The 18,762-nt window shown below is 39.6% G+C and carries 15 protein-coding genes, 1 tRNA gene and 1 other annotated feature; all 16 genes read right to left on the bottom strand.

Going from position 1 to position 18,762, the window contains the following annotated elements; all coding sequences use genetic code 11:
- Positions 1-5: 5 nt before the first annotated feature.
- On the bottom strand, positions 6-1,718 hold the full coding sequence (locus IV73_RS02715) for an HAD-IC family P-type ATPase (RefSeq protein ID WP_057754527.1): 1,713 nt from the start codon (positions 1,716-1,718) through the stop codon (positions 6-8).
- Between the two features lie 525 nt (positions 1,719-2,243).
- Positions 2,244-2,327, bottom strand: a tRNA-Leu gene (locus IV73_RS02710).
- Between the two features lie 56 nt (positions 2,328-2,383).
- The gene (locus IV73_RS02705) at positions 2,384-4,582 is read right to left on the bottom strand and encodes a Tex family protein (RefSeq protein ID WP_057754524.1); all 2,199 of its coding nucleotides are present in this window, start codon (positions 4,580-4,582) and stop codon (positions 2,384-2,386) included.
- Between the two features lie 2 nt (positions 4,583-4,584).
- Positions 4,585-5,028 carry a hypothetical protein gene (locus IV73_RS02700; protein WP_057754521.1) on the bottom strand — a complete coding sequence of 148 codons (444 nt, stop codon included), beginning with the start codon at positions 5,026-5,028 and terminating at the stop codon, positions 4,585-4,587.
- A 78-nt stretch (positions 5,029-5,106) separates the two neighbouring features.
- Positions 5,107-7,797 (bottom strand): cation-translocating P-type ATPase, encoded by a 2,691-nt coding sequence (locus IV73_RS02695; RefSeq protein WP_057754519.1) that lies wholly within the window; start codon positions 7,795-7,797, stop codon positions 5,107-5,109.
- A gap of 297 nt (positions 7,798-8,094) precedes the next feature.
- Complete coding sequence (locus IV73_RS02690) at positions 8,095-8,295, bottom strand: cold-shock protein (RefSeq protein ID WP_057754516.1); 201 nt, start codon at positions 8,293-8,295, stop codon at positions 8,095-8,097.
- A gap of 224 nt (positions 8,296-8,519) precedes the next feature.
- The gene (locus IV73_RS02685) at positions 8,520-9,563 is read right to left on the bottom strand and encodes a linear amide C-N hydrolase (RefSeq protein WP_057754513.1); all 1,044 of its coding nucleotides are present in this window, start codon (positions 9,561-9,563) and stop codon (positions 8,520-8,522) included.
- Positions 9,564-9,750: 187 nt separating this feature from the next.
- Positions 9,751-10,674 (bottom strand): DUF561 domain-containing protein, encoded by a 924-nt coding sequence (locus IV73_RS02680; RefSeq protein WP_057754510.1) that lies wholly within the window; start codon positions 10,672-10,674, stop codon positions 9,751-9,753.
- A gap of 109 nt (positions 10,675-10,783) precedes the next feature.
- On the bottom strand, positions 10,784-11,206 hold the full coding sequence (locus IV73_RS02675; RefSeq protein ID WP_162258960.1) for a pyridoxamine 5'-phosphate oxidase family protein: 423 nt from the start codon (positions 11,204-11,206) through the stop codon (positions 10,784-10,786).
- Between the two features lie 72 nt (positions 11,207-11,278).
- Complete coding sequence (locus IV73_RS02670) at positions 11,279-11,725, bottom strand: GNAT family N-acetyltransferase (protein ID WP_057754504.1); 447 nt, start codon at positions 11,723-11,725, stop codon at positions 11,279-11,281.
- Positions 11,726-11,860: 135 nt separating this feature from the next.
- On the bottom strand, positions 11,861-13,327 hold the full coding sequence (locus IV73_RS02665) for a peptide MFS transporter (RefSeq protein WP_420806360.1): 1,467 nt from the start codon (positions 13,325-13,327) through the stop codon (positions 11,861-11,863).
- 1,041 nt (positions 13,328-14,368) lie between these two features.
- A complete protein-coding gene (locus IV73_RS02660) occupies positions 14,369-14,560 on the bottom strand; it encodes a hypothetical protein (protein ID WP_057754501.1) in 192 nt (63 codons plus the stop codon).
- Positions 14,561-15,151: 591 nt separating this feature from the next.
- On the bottom strand, positions 15,152-15,907 hold the full coding sequence (locus IV73_RS02655; RefSeq protein ID WP_057754498.1) for a CPBP family intramembrane glutamic endopeptidase: 756 nt from the start codon (positions 15,905-15,907) through the stop codon (positions 15,152-15,154).
- A gap of 646 nt (positions 15,908-16,553) precedes the next feature.
- Positions 16,554-16,865, bottom strand: a complete 312-nt coding sequence (gene rpmA / locus IV73_RS02650; protein WP_057754495.1) for a 50S ribosomal protein L27 — start codon at positions 16,863-16,865, stop codon at positions 16,554-16,556.
- 26 nt (positions 16,866-16,891) lie between these two features.
- Complete coding sequence (gene rplU, locus IV73_RS02645; protein ID WP_057754493.1) at positions 16,892-17,191, bottom strand: 50S ribosomal protein L21; 300 nt, start codon at positions 17,189-17,191, stop codon at positions 16,892-16,894.
- A gap of 27 nt (positions 17,192-17,218) precedes the next feature.
- Positions 17,219-17,288, bottom strand: a sequence feature (ribosomal protein L21 leader region).
- A gap of 55 nt (positions 17,289-17,343) precedes the next feature.
- Positions 17,344-18,750, bottom strand: coding sequence for a replicative DNA helicase (dnaB, locus tag IV73_RS02640; RefSeq protein WP_057754490.1), 1,407 nt, complete (start codon positions 18,748-18,750; stop codon positions 17,344-17,346).
- Positions 18,751-18,762 lie beyond the last annotated feature (12 nt).

Below are 18,762 nucleotides of genomic sequence, written 5' to 3'. Positions count from 1 at the left end.
TAATGTTATCTTATATCGCCATTATTGTCAACATTATTTATGAAGCAATTAAAAAAATAATTACACAAATTAAATAATAAGCTTAGCAACAATATGCCACTGGACCCGATAATTGCTAAATGCAGCTGGGGAAAATTCCAAATCAATAACAGCAAGGTTGCTAAATTAATTCCCCCCCAGACCAGATGATCCAACCAGTTTTTAAACCAACCTTTTCTCAATAATTGTAAACTTTGTATACTAGCATCTAAAGATGATTCACCAATCATCAGGTGGGCTTGATGCGCCTGCGAATATGGTAATGCCGTATCAGCCAAACTAATCCCTATATCAGCTAATTGTAATGCTAACTGATCGTTATGGCCATCTCCTAAATAAATAACTCGCCCTTGCTTTTGATAAGCCTGCACAACTTGTGCTTTCATTTGCGACGTTAAATCAGCAGCGATAATATCTAACCCCAGTTGGCTACCTACTTGATTAGCATTACTATCATTATCCCCTGTTGCCATCACGGTTACCCAACGCCAACGTTTGATCAATTGAACAAGTGACCGTGCTTGGGGCTTTAATTTTTCTGTCAGACAAATTTCAGCTAAAATGGATTTTTGATTTTTAACTAAGTAACTCATCGTTTTTCCATTATTTTTAAGTTGCGGTTCCAACCCCAATTGCCGCACTGCACTTCGACTGACTAAAAGATAATGATCGCTTTGCCAATCCGCCCCGAGCCCCATCGAAATCTTGCCCCATTGTTTCAAAGGCAATACTTCACCACCTTGCGCGATGGCGAATCGATAAATTCCTTGTGCGATGGGATGCTTTTGATTTTCTTCTAATGAAACCAGTAAAGACCAAATTAAATGCTGATCAACTCCCGGCTTAATTGTAATGGAATCAACTTCAGCAATGGGTTCCGTCAGCGTTTCTGTTTTATCTAACACCACATAGTCAAAGCCCTTTAACTGCAAAGCGACCGCTAAATTTTTACTAGTAACCTGTAACTGCCTTAATTTTTTATCAATATGCTTTACTAATGTTTTTAAACTAAGCGCCGTCCAGGGTAAACTCCGTAAAATCAGCCAAATAATCAACAAGCTTAAGCTATCTCGTTGTGGGCGACTCAAGATCAACAGAATCCCCAAGAGTGTCGTACTTTCTCGGGCTATGACTTGCAGATTCCATTCAAATTTTGATAAATCTCCCCGTAATATATGAATTTCATACATCATTTGGCCCATCAACAGGAACCAAGTGAAATTAAGCCCAAGTAATTCAGTGAAATTTTGGCTGATGGTAGCTTGAACCAAGAGTAAATTACCTGCTAACCAGCGCCAAAGACTCTCCAGAAACCAATTGGTCGTCCACATCAACCAAGCATAAGCACTTAAAACGACCAGGCCTGTTAAGCTCAACAGAATCATCATAATTTGTTGCCAAAAAGGGCTCACCAATTCGTAATTAAAACAACGCAGAATTGACTGTCCCATTAAAATAAACAGGATTAACCCGCCAAAACATAAAATCATTTGCAACATCCGCCGACTTTTTTTTAATGCCTGCACTAAATTTTTACTAACGGTTAAGGGATGTTTGAATGGCGCTGGTTGTTTGGCAATCGTAGGCAATATTTCCTGAGGAGTGGTCATGTGCGGCCAATGCGATTTTGAAGCAACTTTACTTAACCAATTTGCATGCTTATCGGCTTTGGTCATCATTCATTCCTCCTTTTTTAAATTTATTTCTATTGTATCATGTCGGTTTATTTCATACCGTAACTATCTGTTTTTAATCTTTTTGGCTTGATGCTTAATATTCTATTGCAGCCTAGTCCAATCTAAACTTTTCCAAAAATTACGTTTCATAACATCCCCCTACAGTCATTTACGCTGACCAGGCGAGATTTTAGTGTGCAAAAGAACCTTTTTCAATATATTCAGGTCAAAATAAAAGACCACTCCATAAAGTAATTGTCCATTAACCAGGCTCAAAAACACTTTCCAACCCCATGCTTAAAATTTCTTAAACATTCTATCCGTAAGCTTTTCCAATGTAAGAAGAACCCAAAGAAACCCCTGCGAACAGTTTTACTAGTTGCGTTAACTTCTAAAACTGCTTAAAAATACACAACAAAAATACACAGTCGCTGTGTATTCAGTTAGATTCAGTATTTATGTATAAACAAAAGAAGCCCATCATATCAACATAATTGTTGATATGATGGGGCTTCCAAATATTAATGATGCGGGCGGCGGGGGTCGAACCCGCACGGTATTTCTACCACAGGATCCTTAGTCCTGCGCGTCTGCCAATTCCGCCACGTCCGCAATTATCTATCTCAGATAACTAACATAGATAATTTTATCAAATTCCAATTCATTTTTCAATGTGTATTTTCTGAAACTTGGTCTTTAAAGAGGGTCAGACCAATCCGTTCGCGCTGAATATCCACATTCAAGACCCAAACGGTCACGACATCCCCCACCGCAACATAATCATGCGGATTAATTTTACCGCGCCGCTGCCGCTTCGGCACCATATTGTTCACATGAATTAAACCATCTTCATGCACGCCAATATCAACGAATGCCCCAAAATCAACCACATTTCGCACGGTTCCTTGTAATTGCATCCCCGGCTGTAAGTCCTTAAGCGATAGAACGTCCGTCCGTAAAACGGCTCCCGTCGCAGCAGCCCGGACATCCCGACCAGGATGAAGCAAAGAATCCACAATATCCTTTAAAGTCTGGATCCCCACTGCCAACTCATCTGCAACGGCTGGCTGCGCTAACGTGGCAAGCTGTTGCTTTTGCTGCTCAAGCGGTTGGCTAGTATCAATCTTTTTCAGTACTTTCTGGGCAATAGCATACGATTCAGGATGAATATCCGTATTGTCTAAACGATTGGTACCATCCGGAATTCGTAAGAAACCAGCCGCTTGTTCAAAAGCTTTTGGTCCTAATTTTGCAACTTTTTTTAGCTCGTTGCGCGTTTTGAAAGCCCCATTTTGTTCTCGATACGCAATAATATTTTGCGCCGTCGTTTTATTCAAACCGGCAATATGCAACAAAAGCTGAGGTGACGCGGTATTTAAGTTTACCCCAACTTGGTTTACCGCACTTTCCAAAACTTGATCCAATTCTTGGGTCAACTCTTTATCAGGTAAATCATGTTGGTACTGTCCCACGCCGACCGCCTGAGGATCAATCTTAATTAACTCCGCCATCGGATCTTGTAACCGTCGTGCGATAGATATCGCAGAACGCTGCTCAACTGGTAAATCGGGAAATTCTTGCCGGGCAACATCGGAAGCAGAATAAACAGAGGCCCCTGCTTCATTGACCACGACATACTTTAAGTCAGGTAAATCATGCTGAATGATATCAGCAATAAATTGCTGTGATTCACGAGAAGCCGTCCCATTTCCAATCGCAACTAAGGTTACTTGATATTTTTGGACTAGCTCTATAATCGTTTTTTTAGCCCCAGCTGGATCATATTTAGCTGCCCGATGTGGATAAATTACCGCTTTGTCTAGAAATTTACCACGCTCATCTACGACTGCCAACTTTGACCCCGTTCGGATTCCAGGATCAAAGCCAAGAACCACTTGACCACGCAAAGTTGGGCCCATCAACAGATGATACAAATTTTGCCCAAACACATGAATGGCATCCGCATCGGCTATTTCCGTTAAATCCTTGCGTAATTCTCGCTCAATCGCAGGACCAATAAAGCGCTTATAAGCATCTCGAGCAGCTTCCACTAATAAATCAGCTGCCCAACCATGTCGCTGTCCCACTAAACGAAATTTCAAATAGCGTTCAATCGCATCTTGATCAACTTGAATACTAACATTTAAAATTCCCGTCTTTTCACCTCGATTCAAGGCCAAGACTTGATGATTTTGAACGTTTTTAATTCGTTGTTGAAATTCATAGTACAATCGATAAACACCTTTTGAATCTTCAGCTGCCGCTTTCTTTTTCAAACGTGCAACAATTTGTCCATTTTCTTGCGTGTAATTGCGAATCCAAGCCCGTAAACCAGCATTTTCTCCAATCACTTCCGCAAAAATTTCATGAACCCCGTTCCGCACATCTGCCAAATCATTTAAACCGCGTTCGGGTTGCACGTATTCCGTCGCTGCCACTTCAAAACTCTGGGTCGGAAAAGTTTGCACTAATCGCGCTAAAGGCATTAAGCCAGCTTCTTTAGCAATAGTGGCCTTGGTCCGCCGCTTTTGTTTATAGGGGAGATAAAAGTCTTCCACGCCCTGCATAGTGGTTTGCGCATTTAATTGTTGTGCCAACTGCGCTGACCATGAGCCCTGTTCCATCAATGCTTTTTGCACGGTACTTTTACGCGCTTGCAAATCTTCTAATTTCTTAGTAGCAGCTTGCACATCCCGAATTTGCACTTCATCTAAATCGCCTGTCGCCTCTTTTCGATAACGCGCAATAAAAGGAACTGTATTCCCCGCCTTTAATAAATCTAGCGTGGCTTTGACTTTAACTTGTGGCAGGTTTAAGGTTTGAGCGACGGTAGGAACTACATCTAACGCTTTAAGTTCCGCTGCCATTCTTACATCACCGTTTGGAACGCACGACGCGCTTCTTTCATGAATTCTTCCATCAAATCATCTTGGTCAATTTCTGATTGATTAAACGCTACTTCATCCACCGTTTGATCGGTAACATTTAAAGCCTCCGCCATTACTTTAGTGGCTTCGTAATATTTCCGGAAGGTCTTTTGCATTGACCCATGCACCCCAATTAAGCGAACCGGTGCCTTCATCTGGTCTAAAGTATCTGCCACTGCGGCATATACTTCAACGACATCATCAAATTCAGCTGAAATTTCTGCAAATTCAGCCTTAGGCATCTTATCTACGGTTCCATCTTCAATAGCCGCCTTCAATTTTTCAAAATAAGGCGCCACGTTTGTTCCCGTTGTTTCAGTCTCTTGCAACTTATCAGACAATTGCATTGCATATTCACGCGTATTAGCAAATTTTTTCTTCATCATCATTCCCTCGTACTTCTATATTTCATTTTTTAAACAAAAAAGGCTGAGTTAATCCTCAACCTTTTATATTATACATGATTAACCTTTGTTAAAAAAACGTCGTTGCATAAATTTAACAATCTCCACAATTGGAATAATCGCAAACGAAGCACCCAAAACAATTAACCATTGATGCCAATCCAAGTGTGTCACGTGGAAGAGTTGGTTAAACCCAGGTACAACAATCGTAAACGCCAAAGCAAGCATTGAAATCAAAATGGCCCAGTTAAAAGTCTTATTACGCCAAGCGCCGACCGTAAAGATTGATTGATACACTGACTTCGTATTAAAGGCGTGGAACAATTGAATCAATCCCAACGTCGCAAAAGCCATGGTTAATGCATCAGCGTGGGCTGCCCCACTAGCCGCATGCACTGGATACGTAATTCCAAACCAATAAACTCCTAACGTGATCAAACCTTCAACAATTCCTTGATAGATAATGGCGCTCCCCAGCCCATTCGATAGAAAATCGCTCTGACGACCACGTGGCTTTTGCTTCATAATTCCTGGTTCAACTGGTTCCATCCCCAACGCAATCGCTGGGAATGTATCAGTCACCAAATTAATCCATAAAATGTGGACCGGTGCTAAAATATTCCATCCCATCATCGTCATCACAAAGAGGGTCAACACTTCACCTAAGTTAGCAGATAACAGATATTGAATTGATTTTTGAATGTTAGAAAAGACTTTCCGTCCTTCCCGCACCGCATTTACGATTGTCGCAAAATTATCATCGGCCAAAACCATGTCCGCAGCGCCCTTTGAAACTTCAGTTCCCGTAATTCCCATGGCGATTCCAATGTCAGCAGCCTTTAAGGCAGGCGCATCGTTTACTCCATCCCCAGTCATAGCAACTACCTTATTTTGTGCTTGCCATGCCTGAACAATGCGGACCTTATGTTCTGGTGCAACCCGCGCATAAACACTGTACTGCTCAACATTAGCCTTAAATGTTTCCTCATCCATGGCATCCAAGTCAGCTCCAGTAATCACCGCTTCACTACCTTGACTATCATCTAAAATGCCAAGGCGGCGTGAAATAGCTTCCGCTGTCACTTTATGGTCACCTGTAATCATCAAAGTCCGGATTCCCGCATGTTTGGCTTCCGCTACCGCTCCAGCGACTTCGCCACGCTCAGGGTCAATCATTCCGACCAAACCGACAAACGTTAAATCTTTTTCGATGAATGCTGAAGTTAATTGATCGGAAGTAGGCAATTCATCAAGCATTTTATAAGCAAAACCTAAGACCCGCAAAGCATCTTGAGCCATCGCCATATTCACAGTCGCGATATGTTGTTGATCAGCCTCAGTCATCTTGACAACTTGCTTTTGCTGCAAACGCGTTGTCGTTTTCTGCAAAAGTTCATCTGGCGCCCCTTTAACCGTCACCATAAACTGTTCACCAATTGGATGAATGGTCGTCATTAACTTTCGTTTTGAATCAAATGGAATTTCAGAAACTCGTGGATATTGCGCAAATAATTGTTTTAAATCACGTCCTTGAGCTTCATTAAAAGTAATCAACGCCGTCTCAGTAGGATCACCTAATTTTTCACCTTCAGAATTGATTTTAGTATCATTATTTAACGCTAATAAATCAGCCAAACGTTCAGCTGAACCGGTCACAGGCGTATCAGCTGTAATTAATTTTTCATCAACATAATACTTTTCGACCGTCATTTTATTTTGTGTCAAAGTTCCCGTCTTATCAGAACCGATAATCTGGGTGGATCCTAAGGTTTCAACAGCTGGTAAACGACGCATCAAAGCGTGTTGCTTAGCCAACTGCTTTGTTCCTAAGGCCAAAGTAATTGTCACAATCGCTGGCAAACCTTCTGGAATCGCTGCAACGGCCAATGAAATCGCCGTCAATAACATATCGACCACTCGATTACCGCCTGACACTTCTGGTGTCCGGAACATTCCCACAATAAAGACAATCACAGCAATAAACAAAATTAAATAAGTTAGCGACTTCCCAAGCTTTGAAAGGTTAACCTGTAATGGTGTTTTAGTTGTTTCCGTAGTATCCAACATGCCGGCAATATGGCCAACCTCGGTTTGCATTCCGGTTCCGGTAACAATTCCAACACCACGCCCGTAAGTTACGTTGGAATTCATAAAGCCAAGATTAATCCGATCACCCAAAGGCAAATCGTCAGCGGTTAACGTTTCGGCTTGCTTTTCAACAGGCACCGATTCACCGGTCAAAGCTGACTCTTCCACTTTCAATGAAGCTGACTCAATTAACCGCATATCAGCAGGAATAACATCTCCGGCTTCCAAGCTTACGATATCTCCAGGCACTAATTCATTGGCCGCTAAAGTTTGAATCTTACCATCTCGCAAAACATTGGCATTTGGCGCCGACATCTTTTGTAGAGCTTCAATCGCTTCGTCCGCCTTGGCTTCTTGGTAAACACCAAAGACGGCATTCAAAATCACCACCGCCATGATAATGACCGCATCCGCCACCTCACCAGTTAACCCAGCAATCACTGCGGCCACGATTAAGACGATAATCATAAAGTCTTTAAATTGATTTAAAAACTTTTGCCATAAACTGGTCTTCTTCGTCCCTTTTAGTTGATTGGGACCAATTTCGACCAAGCGCTTTTTAGCTTCCTCAGTCGTTAAACCAGTCTTTGCATCACTGCCCACTTCAGCGATCACTACTTGTACGCTTTGTTGATACAAAGGCTTGATTTGTTCTTCTTTCATCCTATCCCTCCAAGATTAAAATCTACTTGGATCCACTAGGAGACATAAAAAGACTCATAGTGGCACCCAAAAAGCCACCATGAGTCTCACATTTTAAGGATCACCGGAATACAAATTGTATTCTTGTTGACGATGGGACCAAGAATTAATTAAAATTCCCCGTTACTCCCTCATGATTTGTTCTAACTTATTTAAGTTTATCATATTTAAATCTAATTTTCCAACCACAAAATACTTTATTTAACAAAAAAAGCCAGAGCATTTATGCTCCAGCTTTTTTAAATTGTAAGGTTTAAATTAGTCCTTAGTAACGTTAACAGCTTGCAATCCGCGAGCCCCTTCTTCAACGTCGAAAGCAACTTTTTGTCCTTCGTCCAATGACTTGAATCCATCAGATTGGATAGCTGAGAAGTGTACGAATACATCCCCACCGTTTTCGCGTTCGATAAATCCGAATCCCTTGTCTGCGTTAAACCATTTTACTGTTCCTTGTTCCATGTCTGAAACCTCCTTGGCACATGCCATATATAATAAATCAAAAATCAACGTGCCATACATTTGGTAAAACATAAAACAAAATTGCTTTTTAACTCGTTTTTTATTATAACACTAACTAATTTATAAAGATACATTTTAATCACGTACTTTTATATTTTACTTCTAAAATCCTATTCCGAAGCGCTTTTAAGTTTAAACTTTATCAAATTATAACGCTAAATTTTTTATTTAACATTAAAGTGGTAGATTTTCCCGTAATTACGATCCACAGCAACATCCATTTGCAAAGTTTTTTGGTTATAAACTGAACTCCACTGTGTCACTAATGGCCTTCCATCAGGGTATTTCTTATTCGATTGCGCTGCTTGTAAGGTCTGCATCGCTTCAGACATGCTCATCACTCCCTGCTTCTCAGCAATCGCATGATCAGCAATCGCATATCGATCTTGCCCACTCCCCTGATTATATTTCTCAGGGCTCAGATAGAAATTAGTGAGCACTTGATATTTTTTGTCCATTGGCAAGATTTTCATCTGATTATCAACATACTCTACTACAATACTCTTTCCTGAGCGATCCGCAATTTGGAAATGAAAGGCTGAACGTGCAGAACTATTCATATCATATTGCTTTAATAAACGAACCGCTTCATCCACATTTTTAGCCTTATCCAATAACATCCGTAAAGCAATTGTTGTCGTCACACCCTTTTTACCAGTATCTTGTTTTGTCGGTTGATCAGCCAATCGCAAAACTCCTACACTCAAGCCCGCTTCGTTCATCCCATCTAATGGAATATAAGGAGCCACTAACTCTAACGCTTTTGACATCGGGCGATTGATATTATCAGCCTCTACGCCAACTAAACTAGGATCTACCATTGAGATACTCTGATAGCCATGGGCTGGTTTAGTTTTCACAATCATTGCTGGTCCATTATCTAAATCATAATTGCGAGCAAACAAGTGGTCTCCACTTGGCGTTTGTGCATTAAATGTTGTACAACCTAAATTTGGGACATTCACCTGAACTGGCATTCCCTTTAATAATTTTTTAGCCGCAAATTTTGCTAATTCTTGATCGCTACGTACCCCTTTTTGTAACAATTCATCTAAGGCATAATCTCCTTGATAATTCATTTTATAAAAGGGTTTATCATTAATTTTTTTCACCGTCGCCAAAGTTAGTAAATCATCTTTAAACAACAGACCAATCCCTAAAATCAATAACACCAATAAAATACCCAACCATTTTAGTCCACGTTTCATACTCATACTCCTAATTTTCAAAGTCTTACCTTTGTAATTAACTTGTTTGCTCTCTCGAGTCAACAAGTTATTGTAAAAGTATAACGCATTTACTTCGAAAATAGAATATTTTTATCTTGAAACAAATTGGTTAACTTACACAAACAAAAGTGTTTTAAGTCTTATCTCAACTTAAAACACCTAGTATTTACTTTAAATTTAAAATATTTTGCGCTTGCCGCCAATCATGATCTAGCAAGGTTGCTACGGGTTGCTCCTGCTGTAGGAGCCCCGCAATTTGCCCAGCCATAATCGCCCCTTGGTCCATATCACCTTGTAAAAAGGCTACTCGATGCCGACCACGCATTAATTCGGTTAGTTCCTCTACGCTCGCGCCTTGCTGCACCAATTCATGATATTGCTGCGTCAGCGGATTCTTTAGTGTCCGTAAAGGTGTCCCAATTTCGACTTCGGTCACATCAGTATCAACATCAACAGCTTGCATCAAAGCCGTTTTATACGCGGAATTAATTGGCGCTTCTTTCGTCAATAAAAAGGCTGTCCCCATCTGCACCCCTTGGGCTCCCAAGGCTAACGCTGCTGCGATTCCGCGTCCATCGCCAATTCCACCAGCTGCAATCACCGGAATCTGAACTTCATCAACAACTTGTGGTACGAGCGCCATCGTCGTCATGTTTCCAATATGTCCACCCGATTCTAGCCCCTCCGCAATCACCGCAGCTACCCCTATTTGTTCCATTTTTCGGGCTAATTTCACCGAAGGAATCACCGCTAATACCTGAACCCCAGCCGCTTGTAACTTGGGCATATAAACTTTTGGTGTCCCAGCCCCAGTCGTCACAAACGGAACCTGTTCTTTAACAATCACATCCACTAATTCTGCAATATTAGCTTGCTTTAACATTAAATTCACCGCAAACGGTTGGTCGGTTTGTTCGCGCACCGCTTGAATTTCACGGCGCAAAGCTGGACCATCCAGCCCCACCGAAGTTAAGGTTCCTAGCCCGCCAGCCGCTGAAACGGCAGCGACTAACTCGTGCGTTGCTAACCTTGACATGCCACCTTGAATAATCGGATATTTTGTTTTTAATAATTCTGTAATTAACTGCATTTTAGACCTCACTTTTTTCATTCAACTGTAGATTAACTTCAAACGCTATTTTACTCAAAATAGAAAAAAGTTAGCGCTACCACCGCAGCTCTAACTTATTCTCTTTAAATTAATTATGAAAAGTGATTTCTTGCCGATCAGCCGGGTTATACGTTTCCAAAACTAACGAATCAAAATGCAATTCATAAAGCTTTTCTTGCTCAGGATGATGAGCATTCAAAAATCCTTGATTATCTGCAAAGAATGGTTGTACATCATCCCAAGTTTTCTGTGAAGGAACCATCGTTACTTGGTTCGAATTAATCCGCATCCCCGATTTCATATCAACTGAAGTTACAACTGCCACATGCTCATTTTGAGCTAATTCTTCCGTTTTAGGGGCATGCGGGTCCATGGAAAAGACATACCAAACACTTTCATCATTGGCATCCACCGCAAAAGCAACTAGGCGCACACTCGGCTTTTGCTTCACCGCAGTCGCTAAATAAACCAATCCATTTGACGCGTCCACAAATTTTTGATAACTAGCCATCATTAATTCCCCCATCCTAACTTTAGGCTTTTTTGAATCAACCTACTTTATTTTATCATAAAAGCGGTTGCATTAAGCATGCACCATATCAACATGCGGAATGTTATCCTCCAAAAAAACATCAGAAACGGCTTCAAATCCAAAAGAAGCATAGAATTCACGGAGATAATTCTGCGCCGCAATTTTGATTGGTCGGTTCGGATCTAACCGCTTAATCTCGTCCAATGTTGCTTGCACGATCGCTTGACCGAAATGTTGTTTACGGTAAGCAGCCGTAACCAAGACCCGACCAAAGCTAATATACTTAGGGTCATCGTGTGGAATAATACGCGTATAAGCCACTAATTGGTCGCCATCCCACATCATCACATTCAATGCTGTATAATCTTTCTCGTCAATCTCAGGATAAGGACAATTTTGTTCCACCACAAACACATTAATGCGTGCTTGCATAATCCGAACCACTTCTAAAGCGGTTAAATCAACCGTTGTCTTGACTTCAATTGGGTATTGGGTCATCGTTTTCATGCCTCCGTCTGCTTCTTTTTAATACAACTATTATACCACGCACGCCTTTTTTAAATGATTACCTTTATATAGTAAAAAGGTCTTGAAATTCCATCCAAGACCATCTTCTTTTATTAAATTGAACTTTTAATCAACACCATCCATTAACCGTACAACTAGTTTAACTAAGAATAACATGAGGACACCTAGACCGACTGCTAATAGTCCGAAAATCATGAAATAACGAACTTCGGTTTGCGCACTGTAAAGTCCTACAAACTGCGCATTCAAAGCTGAACCAACGGCCGCTGCTAAGAACCACAAAGACATCATTTGTGAGTTGAAAGCTTTAGGCGCTAATTTAGTCGTAACCGACAAACCAACTGGTGAAATTAACATTTCCCCAATGATAATCAAAGCCCATGAACCTAACAACCATAATGGTGATACGCGCACGTCAGTCCCCCACAAAGTTCCAGGCAACGTCAAGAGCAAGAATGAAGCCCCCGCAAACATTAACCCAATCGCGAATTTCATTGGCGATGAAGGCGCATTCTTCTTCCATTTCGTCCACAAAGTCGCAAAAACGGGTGTATACAACATAATAAAGAATGGGTTTAGCGACTGGAACCATGCTGCTGGGAACCATGAATGTTGCGTCCGTTCTTGCGCAAAGGTTGCCAACACAACCGAACCTTGTTCCTCTAAGGCCCAAAACAAAACAGCCCCAAAGAAAAGTGGAATATATGCTAAAACACGTGAACGTTCTTGCTTTGTGACCTTTTTGGAAGTTAACATCTGAGAAAAATATCCAACCGGAATAATCACTGCAATGATCGTAATCAAATTAATGAAATTTGTAATGCTACCCATGCCGATCTTGAACATCCCCACTACAATAGTTGATAATACAGCCAAAACCAAGATAATCTTGATTACTAAAGGCTTAACTTCCTCGGGCTGCAAAGGATCTGCTGGCTTTAAACCATTCTTTGGCAAATCTTTTTTACCACCGAAATAATACTGAACTAAGCCGATAAACATTCCCACCGCCGCTAAACCAAAGGCCAAGTGGAAGCCAGCATTTGCTTGAACCCATCCAACCAAGAGGGGTGCAATGAATGATCCTAAATTAATTCCAAAAACGAAAATTGAAAATCCGGCATCCCGCCGTCGATCTTCAGGACTATACAAATCACCGACCATTGCTGAAACGTTGGGCTTCAAAAGCCCCGTTCCAATAATAATCAACACAATTGACCCAAACAAGGCATTCGCCCCAAATGGTAAGGCCAAAACAAGGTGCCCACTCATAATGAACAGACCACCAATGAAGACCGCCCGGCGTGAACCAAGAATCCGGTCTGCCATGTAACCACCCAACGCTCCAGATAGATAAACCATTGACGCGTAGATTGCCATAATCGATGCAGCGACTGCTCTTGAAATATTTAAATCACCAGTCTCAATTAAATGCCACATGTAGAACAACAAAATGGCCCGCATTCCATAATAGGAGAACCGCTCCCACATTTCAGTCATGAAAAGTGTCGACAAACCGATTGGTTGACCGAAAAATTGTCGCTCCTTTTTAATTCCTTCTTTCATATTCATCACCATCCCTTAACCTTAATTTCATTTTTTAATAATGTACTCATTTTAGCAACTTAGTCTTTTTTTAGCAAGGATTAATTTCATTTAAATATAAATTAAATGTATTTTACCGATACTATCATCAAAAAACGGCAGTACCATCGAATTAATCGTTGGACCACCGTTTTCATTTTTTTATATAATTTTAAACATGAAAGACAAACTTCCTTAATTTTGAAGTGTTCCATAATTAGGCTTATCAATTAAATAACCTTGTCGATATTTTAAATGGAGCTTATCCGCTAACTCAATATCATAAACTTCTCAGCATATGTAAAAGTAATCGTGAATTCATTTTTGGCCCCTTTAAAATTGGCTTCTATTTTTAAACGATCCTTCCTTACCAATAGTACGACGTAATGATTCTATATTATCCGTTCTGCGCTCACTCCTATTATCATAAAAAACCACTTTTATGGTTACTCATTATCTCATAAGAATATTTACTTAATTTTTTTACTGTTTGTTTATCGCTTCTAAATTTTAAATCTTGCGTCAAAATAGCCTTAACAGCTTTAGTCACTTTTACCACTTCATCCCTAGGGATCTAGTAATCTACTTTGTTTACTTCTTTTTCTATTTCCCTAGCCATAATAAAACTCTCCATCCACCAACGAATGAAGAGTTCAAGTTTCTTAAATTTCTGTATACCCGTTTACGGACTAAATTAATTATTGTTGTTGTAATTTATTTACAGTTATAAAAGAAATTGAACTCAACGTATACGCATTGGCCAAAGTTAGCATAGTTACGTTGGTTTTTTCTTTTATTTAATAAAATTATTTTAACATACAAAGCAACAAATTAATTTTTATTCTTTTGAAGAAATATAAAAAATAATTTATTTTTTAAATAAAAAACTAAATAATTTTAAATATTTACTATCAGGGATCCAAATTAAAGACAATAATAAAACATCACAAAATATTCTAACTAAAACTAAATTATAATAACTATACAAAATTATAAACAAAATTATTGATAATATTGTTTTAAAAATCTTTATTGCCATCCATAATCACCATACAATACACCAATAGCATAATTATAATCAGAAGTGTTAAAATTATAATTCAAAACTGCATTATTACTATCACTATCAACAGCAGAAGCTACTCCTACATATGACGAAATGACAACTGACAACAAAATTAATGATACCAAACTAATAGTCAACGATTTATATAAACGCATATATCCTCCGAAAGATAAAACAAATTTAATTACAAAATAATTATACCTTTTCTTAAAGTCATTTAAATTAAATTTCACAAAGTATTTATTAAATAAATATACTCATATTCCAATAAACATTCCTAAACAATTCAATTAATAATATTAAACTAATAAAAATAATTTTTTGTTGCGATTTGTCTTGTAAGTCAAGTTAATAGGGCGGAGCGCTTCGCTCTCCACCCTTAACGCCTGTTTCACGGGCTTCGAAGGATACCTATATTCGTTTTGCGAATGCTTAACGGGTGCTTATCTTGCGGTCACTACGACTTCGTCTGTGACCGACAGTGACTTCTCGGAACTAACTTTGGTCGTTTCCGGCCCGTTCACGTCTATTTAAAAGACAAAAACCATTATTTCTATATTTTTAGAGTTTTTAATTTATTTTTTTACACATAATTTAAACACCATGGACGAGCACGGGTCATCAAACCCGGTCCCGATCGACGGATATTTTTTCTTTCTAAGCCTTATGTGTGGTGTACGAACAATAAATAAAAAGGCTCGCCACAAATGACCGCCTTTCTTAAAATTTAATTACTTAGCAATTTTTTATGTGTTATAGACTAGATTTTTACGATCATACGAAATGACTAGTAACAACGATAGGAATAGCATTGATCCAAACAAAATCAGAATCGGCATCCACGGCGAGGCAACACCGTTATCAATAATGGTACTTTGCATATCAAACGTCGTATGCAAAATAGCCCCCACATAGATTCGATTAAATACGATTCTAATTCCAGCCCAAAATAAACCTAAACACATAGTATAAAAAACTTGCTGAAATGTTGCAATTACGTCGTTCCCGCTAACTAAATTTAGAAAATGTAAGCAGCCAAATATAAAACTACTTAAACATGCTGAAATAATCAAAACATATTTTGAGTACTTAAAACGATTAAAAATTAATTGAAATAAATAGCCACGAATCAGATATTCTTCTATTATTCCAGCTTCCGTAGCCGCTACGACACATGCAATCATTGAATAAACTGGAAGAAAAAACAATTCTTGAGTCCCAACCAGTGGCCCTGTTACATAAACAAACAAATATATACAAAACACTAATATAAAAATCAATAATTGATATACAGATAATTTACGTCGCTTTAATGGTAACTGCCCATAATTCGTAACTCTATTAACGGACCACATCATTATTAAGCATGCCAATAATACCACGACGGAGAAACTAATCATCTGTACATGCGACTGTCCCTCCTTCCCGATAGGTATCATAATCCCAATTAGTGCACTTAAAATTATCAATATTTCTAGGCAAATTTTATTCTTGTTGTTCATCTCACTACCCCCTCACTTGTATAAGCCATTATATACATGGTTCCCTAATCAGTTCCAGTTAAGATAAATTAAAGAATTTTAATCTTCAAAAAAGCAATCTCATCTACTCTTATTATTTTTATGCTAATAAATGGTACAAAAGCATCTAAACACTTATAAATTAATTTAATTAGCAGTAAAAAGAACCAACTGAGGAAAATTGTGAATTTTCCCTGATGTTGTTATTTTTATCGGCCAAAAATTTTATTTTAGAATTGTCTTCGCTTCACCCAATTATTTTTTGGAGTAAATTCGAGGGGCTGGAGGGGTAGTTAGTTGAAGATATCCTGAATAAGCCCCCCCCTATCACTCCCTCCTAAGACCGCTTCAGGTTTCTGTAAAGGATATATTAACTACCGGACGCATAAAATCGGAACAGGGCTAAGAGGGCAGCCAGAAAATATTACGTCCACAAAAAAATAAGTGTCAACTGGGCGACAACTAGCGCCTATTTTGGCTTCAAATTTAAACATTTTTAGCCAATTCGAACATCTAAGCTTTAAAAACAAATGCGTCTAGTCCATATTATTCCATCCCCCACAAATTACTTTAGAACAATAAAAAAAGACTTACCAAACTAAATTGACAAGTCCTTATTTATATTAAATTACTTAGCAATCATTTCTTTGTACTCGTCACGAGAAACAACAGAAACTTGACGCTTGTCACGGCCCAAACGACCGAACTTAACAACACCATCAGCCTTAGCATACAAAGTATCATCATTTCCACGTCCAACATTTACACCAGGGTAAATATGCGTTCCACGTTGGCGATAGATGATTGATCCCGCTTTGATGTCTTGTCCATCAGCACGTTTCGTACCAAGGCGACGACCTGCTGAATCACGACCGTTAGCAGATGAACCTCCACCTTTGTGGTGAGCAAGCATCGTCAAGTTAGTTAAATTCAATTCCATGATTTTATCCTCCTATTATTCGATGATTAGGCAATAGTGTCAATGACAACCTTAGTATAAGGTTGGCGGTGACCTTGCTTACTGTGTGAGTGCTTCTTTGGCTTGTACTTGAAAGTTACAACCTTCTTTTCCTTACCTTGCTTAGCAACTGTTCCCAAAACAGAAGCACCATCAACGTAAGGTGCACCAACAGTACCATTTGCAAAGACAACCTTATCGAAAACAATCTTGTCTCCTTCGGCTGCTTCCTTCTTTTCAACGTAAATTACGTCACCGGCAGAAACCTTGTATTGCTTTCCGCCATCCTCAATAATCGCATATGACATGAGTATGAGACCTCCTAATATAATATAGTAACAACTTAGACTCACCTAATCCGCAGGGCTTACCTTTATAACGGGGTTCGAGTGGTTGCAGTTTGTGGAAGCCACAAACACAACAGTATTATTTTACCTTAACTAGTCTAATCTTTCAATGATTAATTAAAGGGATTATCATCATCGGTATGATAATAGTCAAAATTAGAGAATTTACTATACGCTTTTTGGAAAAGCATTTTAGCTGTTCCGCGCGCTCCTGAACGATTCTTTTCAACAATTAATTCAATTGGCCCGTCCTCATCTTGTTGACCAGCTCCGGTGTTTTCACCTTCATCATTATCTTGCCGATAATAATCTTCACGATACAAAAATCCAACAATATCTGCATCTTGCTCAATCGAACCAGAATCACGGATGTCAGATAGCACAGGCCTCTTATCTTGACGTTGTTCAACTCCACGTGACAACTGAGCTAACGCAATAATCGGCACTTCCAGCTCCATTGCCATTTTTTTAATATTTCGTGAAACGGATGAAACGGCTTGTTGTTGCGACTCATTAGTCGTTCCTTCTACTAACTGCAAATAATCGATGATTACTAAACCTAATTGACCTTCTTGTTTTTTTAAGCGCCGCAATTTCGACCGGATTTCGGTAATCTTAATTCCCGCGGTATCATCAATAAATAGCTTGGTCCCACTCAAGGATGCCATGGCGATTGTTAATTTACTCCACTCTTCATCCGTCAAGGCCCCGCTTCGCATATTTTGTGAATTAATATTACCCTCAGAGGCTAACATTCGATTCACCAACGAAACGGCTGGCATTTCCAATGAAAAAATCGCAACCGGCAAATTCGGATTCATCACCGCCACTTTTTGCGCAACGTTTAAGACAAAGGCCGTTTTACCAACTGCTGGACGTGCGGCCACGACTACCATTTCCCCTGGATGAAAGCCGGTTGTCAGATTATCTAGTTCACGAAAACCAGATGACAATCCGGTAATTTTACCGTCATTATGGGCATTTCGTTCAATTTGATCAAACGATTCAGTAACCACCGTTTCAATCGAACGAAAATCTGCCGAACCATCTTCAGTATCGATACCATCCAACGAACCTGAAACTCGTGCAATCAGATCTGTAACTGGTTCTAATTCAGCATAGCTTGCTTCGGTCCCATCAGCCAAAACATCTAACAATGTCCGCCGCTGAGATTTTTCCTTCACAATTTTCGCATAGGTTTCCGCATTACTAGCAATGGGCACCACCAAGCCTAATTCGGCTAAGTAAGCCGCTCCCCCCGAATTCTCGAGTTGGTTCATACTGCTTAATTGATCTTGTAAGACCAAAGAATCAATCGGCCGCCCCGCATCATCGAGCGCCAGCATCGCTTGATAAATCAATTTATGACGCGTTTGAAAAAAGTCATGGCTTTGAACAATACTACTGACGGTCGTCAAAGTATCAACTGGATCCGTACTAATCAGAATGGACCCCAAGACTGCTTGCTCAGCAAAATTATCTTGCGGAGCGCTTTTATAATCTATAACTTCATCCGCCATCTTCAAATCTTC

It is taken from the genome of Weissella kandleri, from assembly GCF_001438705.1.
Lineage (GTDB): Bacteria > Bacillota > Bacilli > Lactobacillales > Lactobacillaceae > Weissella > Weissella kandleri.
Note: the sequence above shows the minus strand (reverse complement) of the source record. Positions and strands in the feature narration are given on the sequence as shown.

Coding starts and splice junctions, on each gene's coding strand:
- IV73_RS02670 (WP_057754504.1), bottom strand. CDS start 11,725: ATGACCCAATACCCAATTGAAGTCAAGACAACGGTTGATTTAACCGCT.
- IV73_RS02675 (WP_162258960.1), bottom strand. CDS start 11,206: ATGGCTAGTTATCAAAAATTTGTGGACGCGTCAAATGGATTGGTTTAT.
- rplU (WP_057754493.1), bottom strand. CDS start 17,191: ATGTCATATGCGATTATTGAGGATGGCGGAAAGCAATACAAGGTTTCT.
- dnaB (WP_057754490.1), bottom strand. CDS start 18,750: ATGGCGGATGAAGTTATAGATTATAAAAGCGCTCCGCAAGATAATTTT.
- IV73_RS02655 (WP_057754498.1), bottom strand. CDS start 15,907: ATGAACAACAAGAATAAAATTTGCCTAGAAATATTGATAATTTTAAGT.
- IV73_RS02690 (WP_057754516.1), bottom strand. CDS start 8,295: ATGGAACAAGGAACAGTAAAATGGTTTAACGCAGACAAGGGATTCGGA.
- IV73_RS02680 (WP_057754510.1), bottom strand. CDS start 10,674: ATGCAGTTAATTACAGAATTATTAAAAACAAAATATCCGATTATTCAA.
- IV73_RS02705 (WP_057754524.1), bottom strand. CDS start 4,582: ATGGCAGCGGAACTTAAAGCGTTAGATGTAGTTCCTACCGTCGCTCAA.
- rpmA (WP_057754495.1), bottom strand. CDS start 16,865: ATGGAATTGAATTTAACTAACTTGACGATGCTTGCTCACCACAAAGGT.
- IV73_RS02665 (WP_420806360.1), bottom strand. CDS start 13,327: ATGAATATGAAAGAAGGAATTAAAAAGGAGCGACAATTTTTCGGTCAA.
- IV73_RS02695 (WP_057754519.1), bottom strand. CDS start 7,797: ATGAAAGAAGAACAAATCAAGCCTTTGTATCAACAAAGCGTACAAGTA.
- IV73_RS02685 (WP_057754513.1), bottom strand. CDS start 9,563: ATGAAACGTGGACTAAAATGGTTGGGTATTTTATTGGTGTTATTGATT.
- IV73_RS02700 (WP_057754521.1), bottom strand. CDS start 5,028: ATGATGAAGAAAAAATTTGCTAATACGCGTGAATATGCAATGCAATTG.
- IV73_RS02660 (WP_057754501.1), bottom strand. CDS start 14,560: ATGCGTTTATATAAATCGTTGACTATTAGTTTGGTATCATTAATTTTG.
- IV73_RS02715 (WP_057754527.1), bottom strand. CDS start 1,718: ATGATGACCAAAGCCGATAAGCATGCAAATTGGTTAAGTAAAGTTGCT.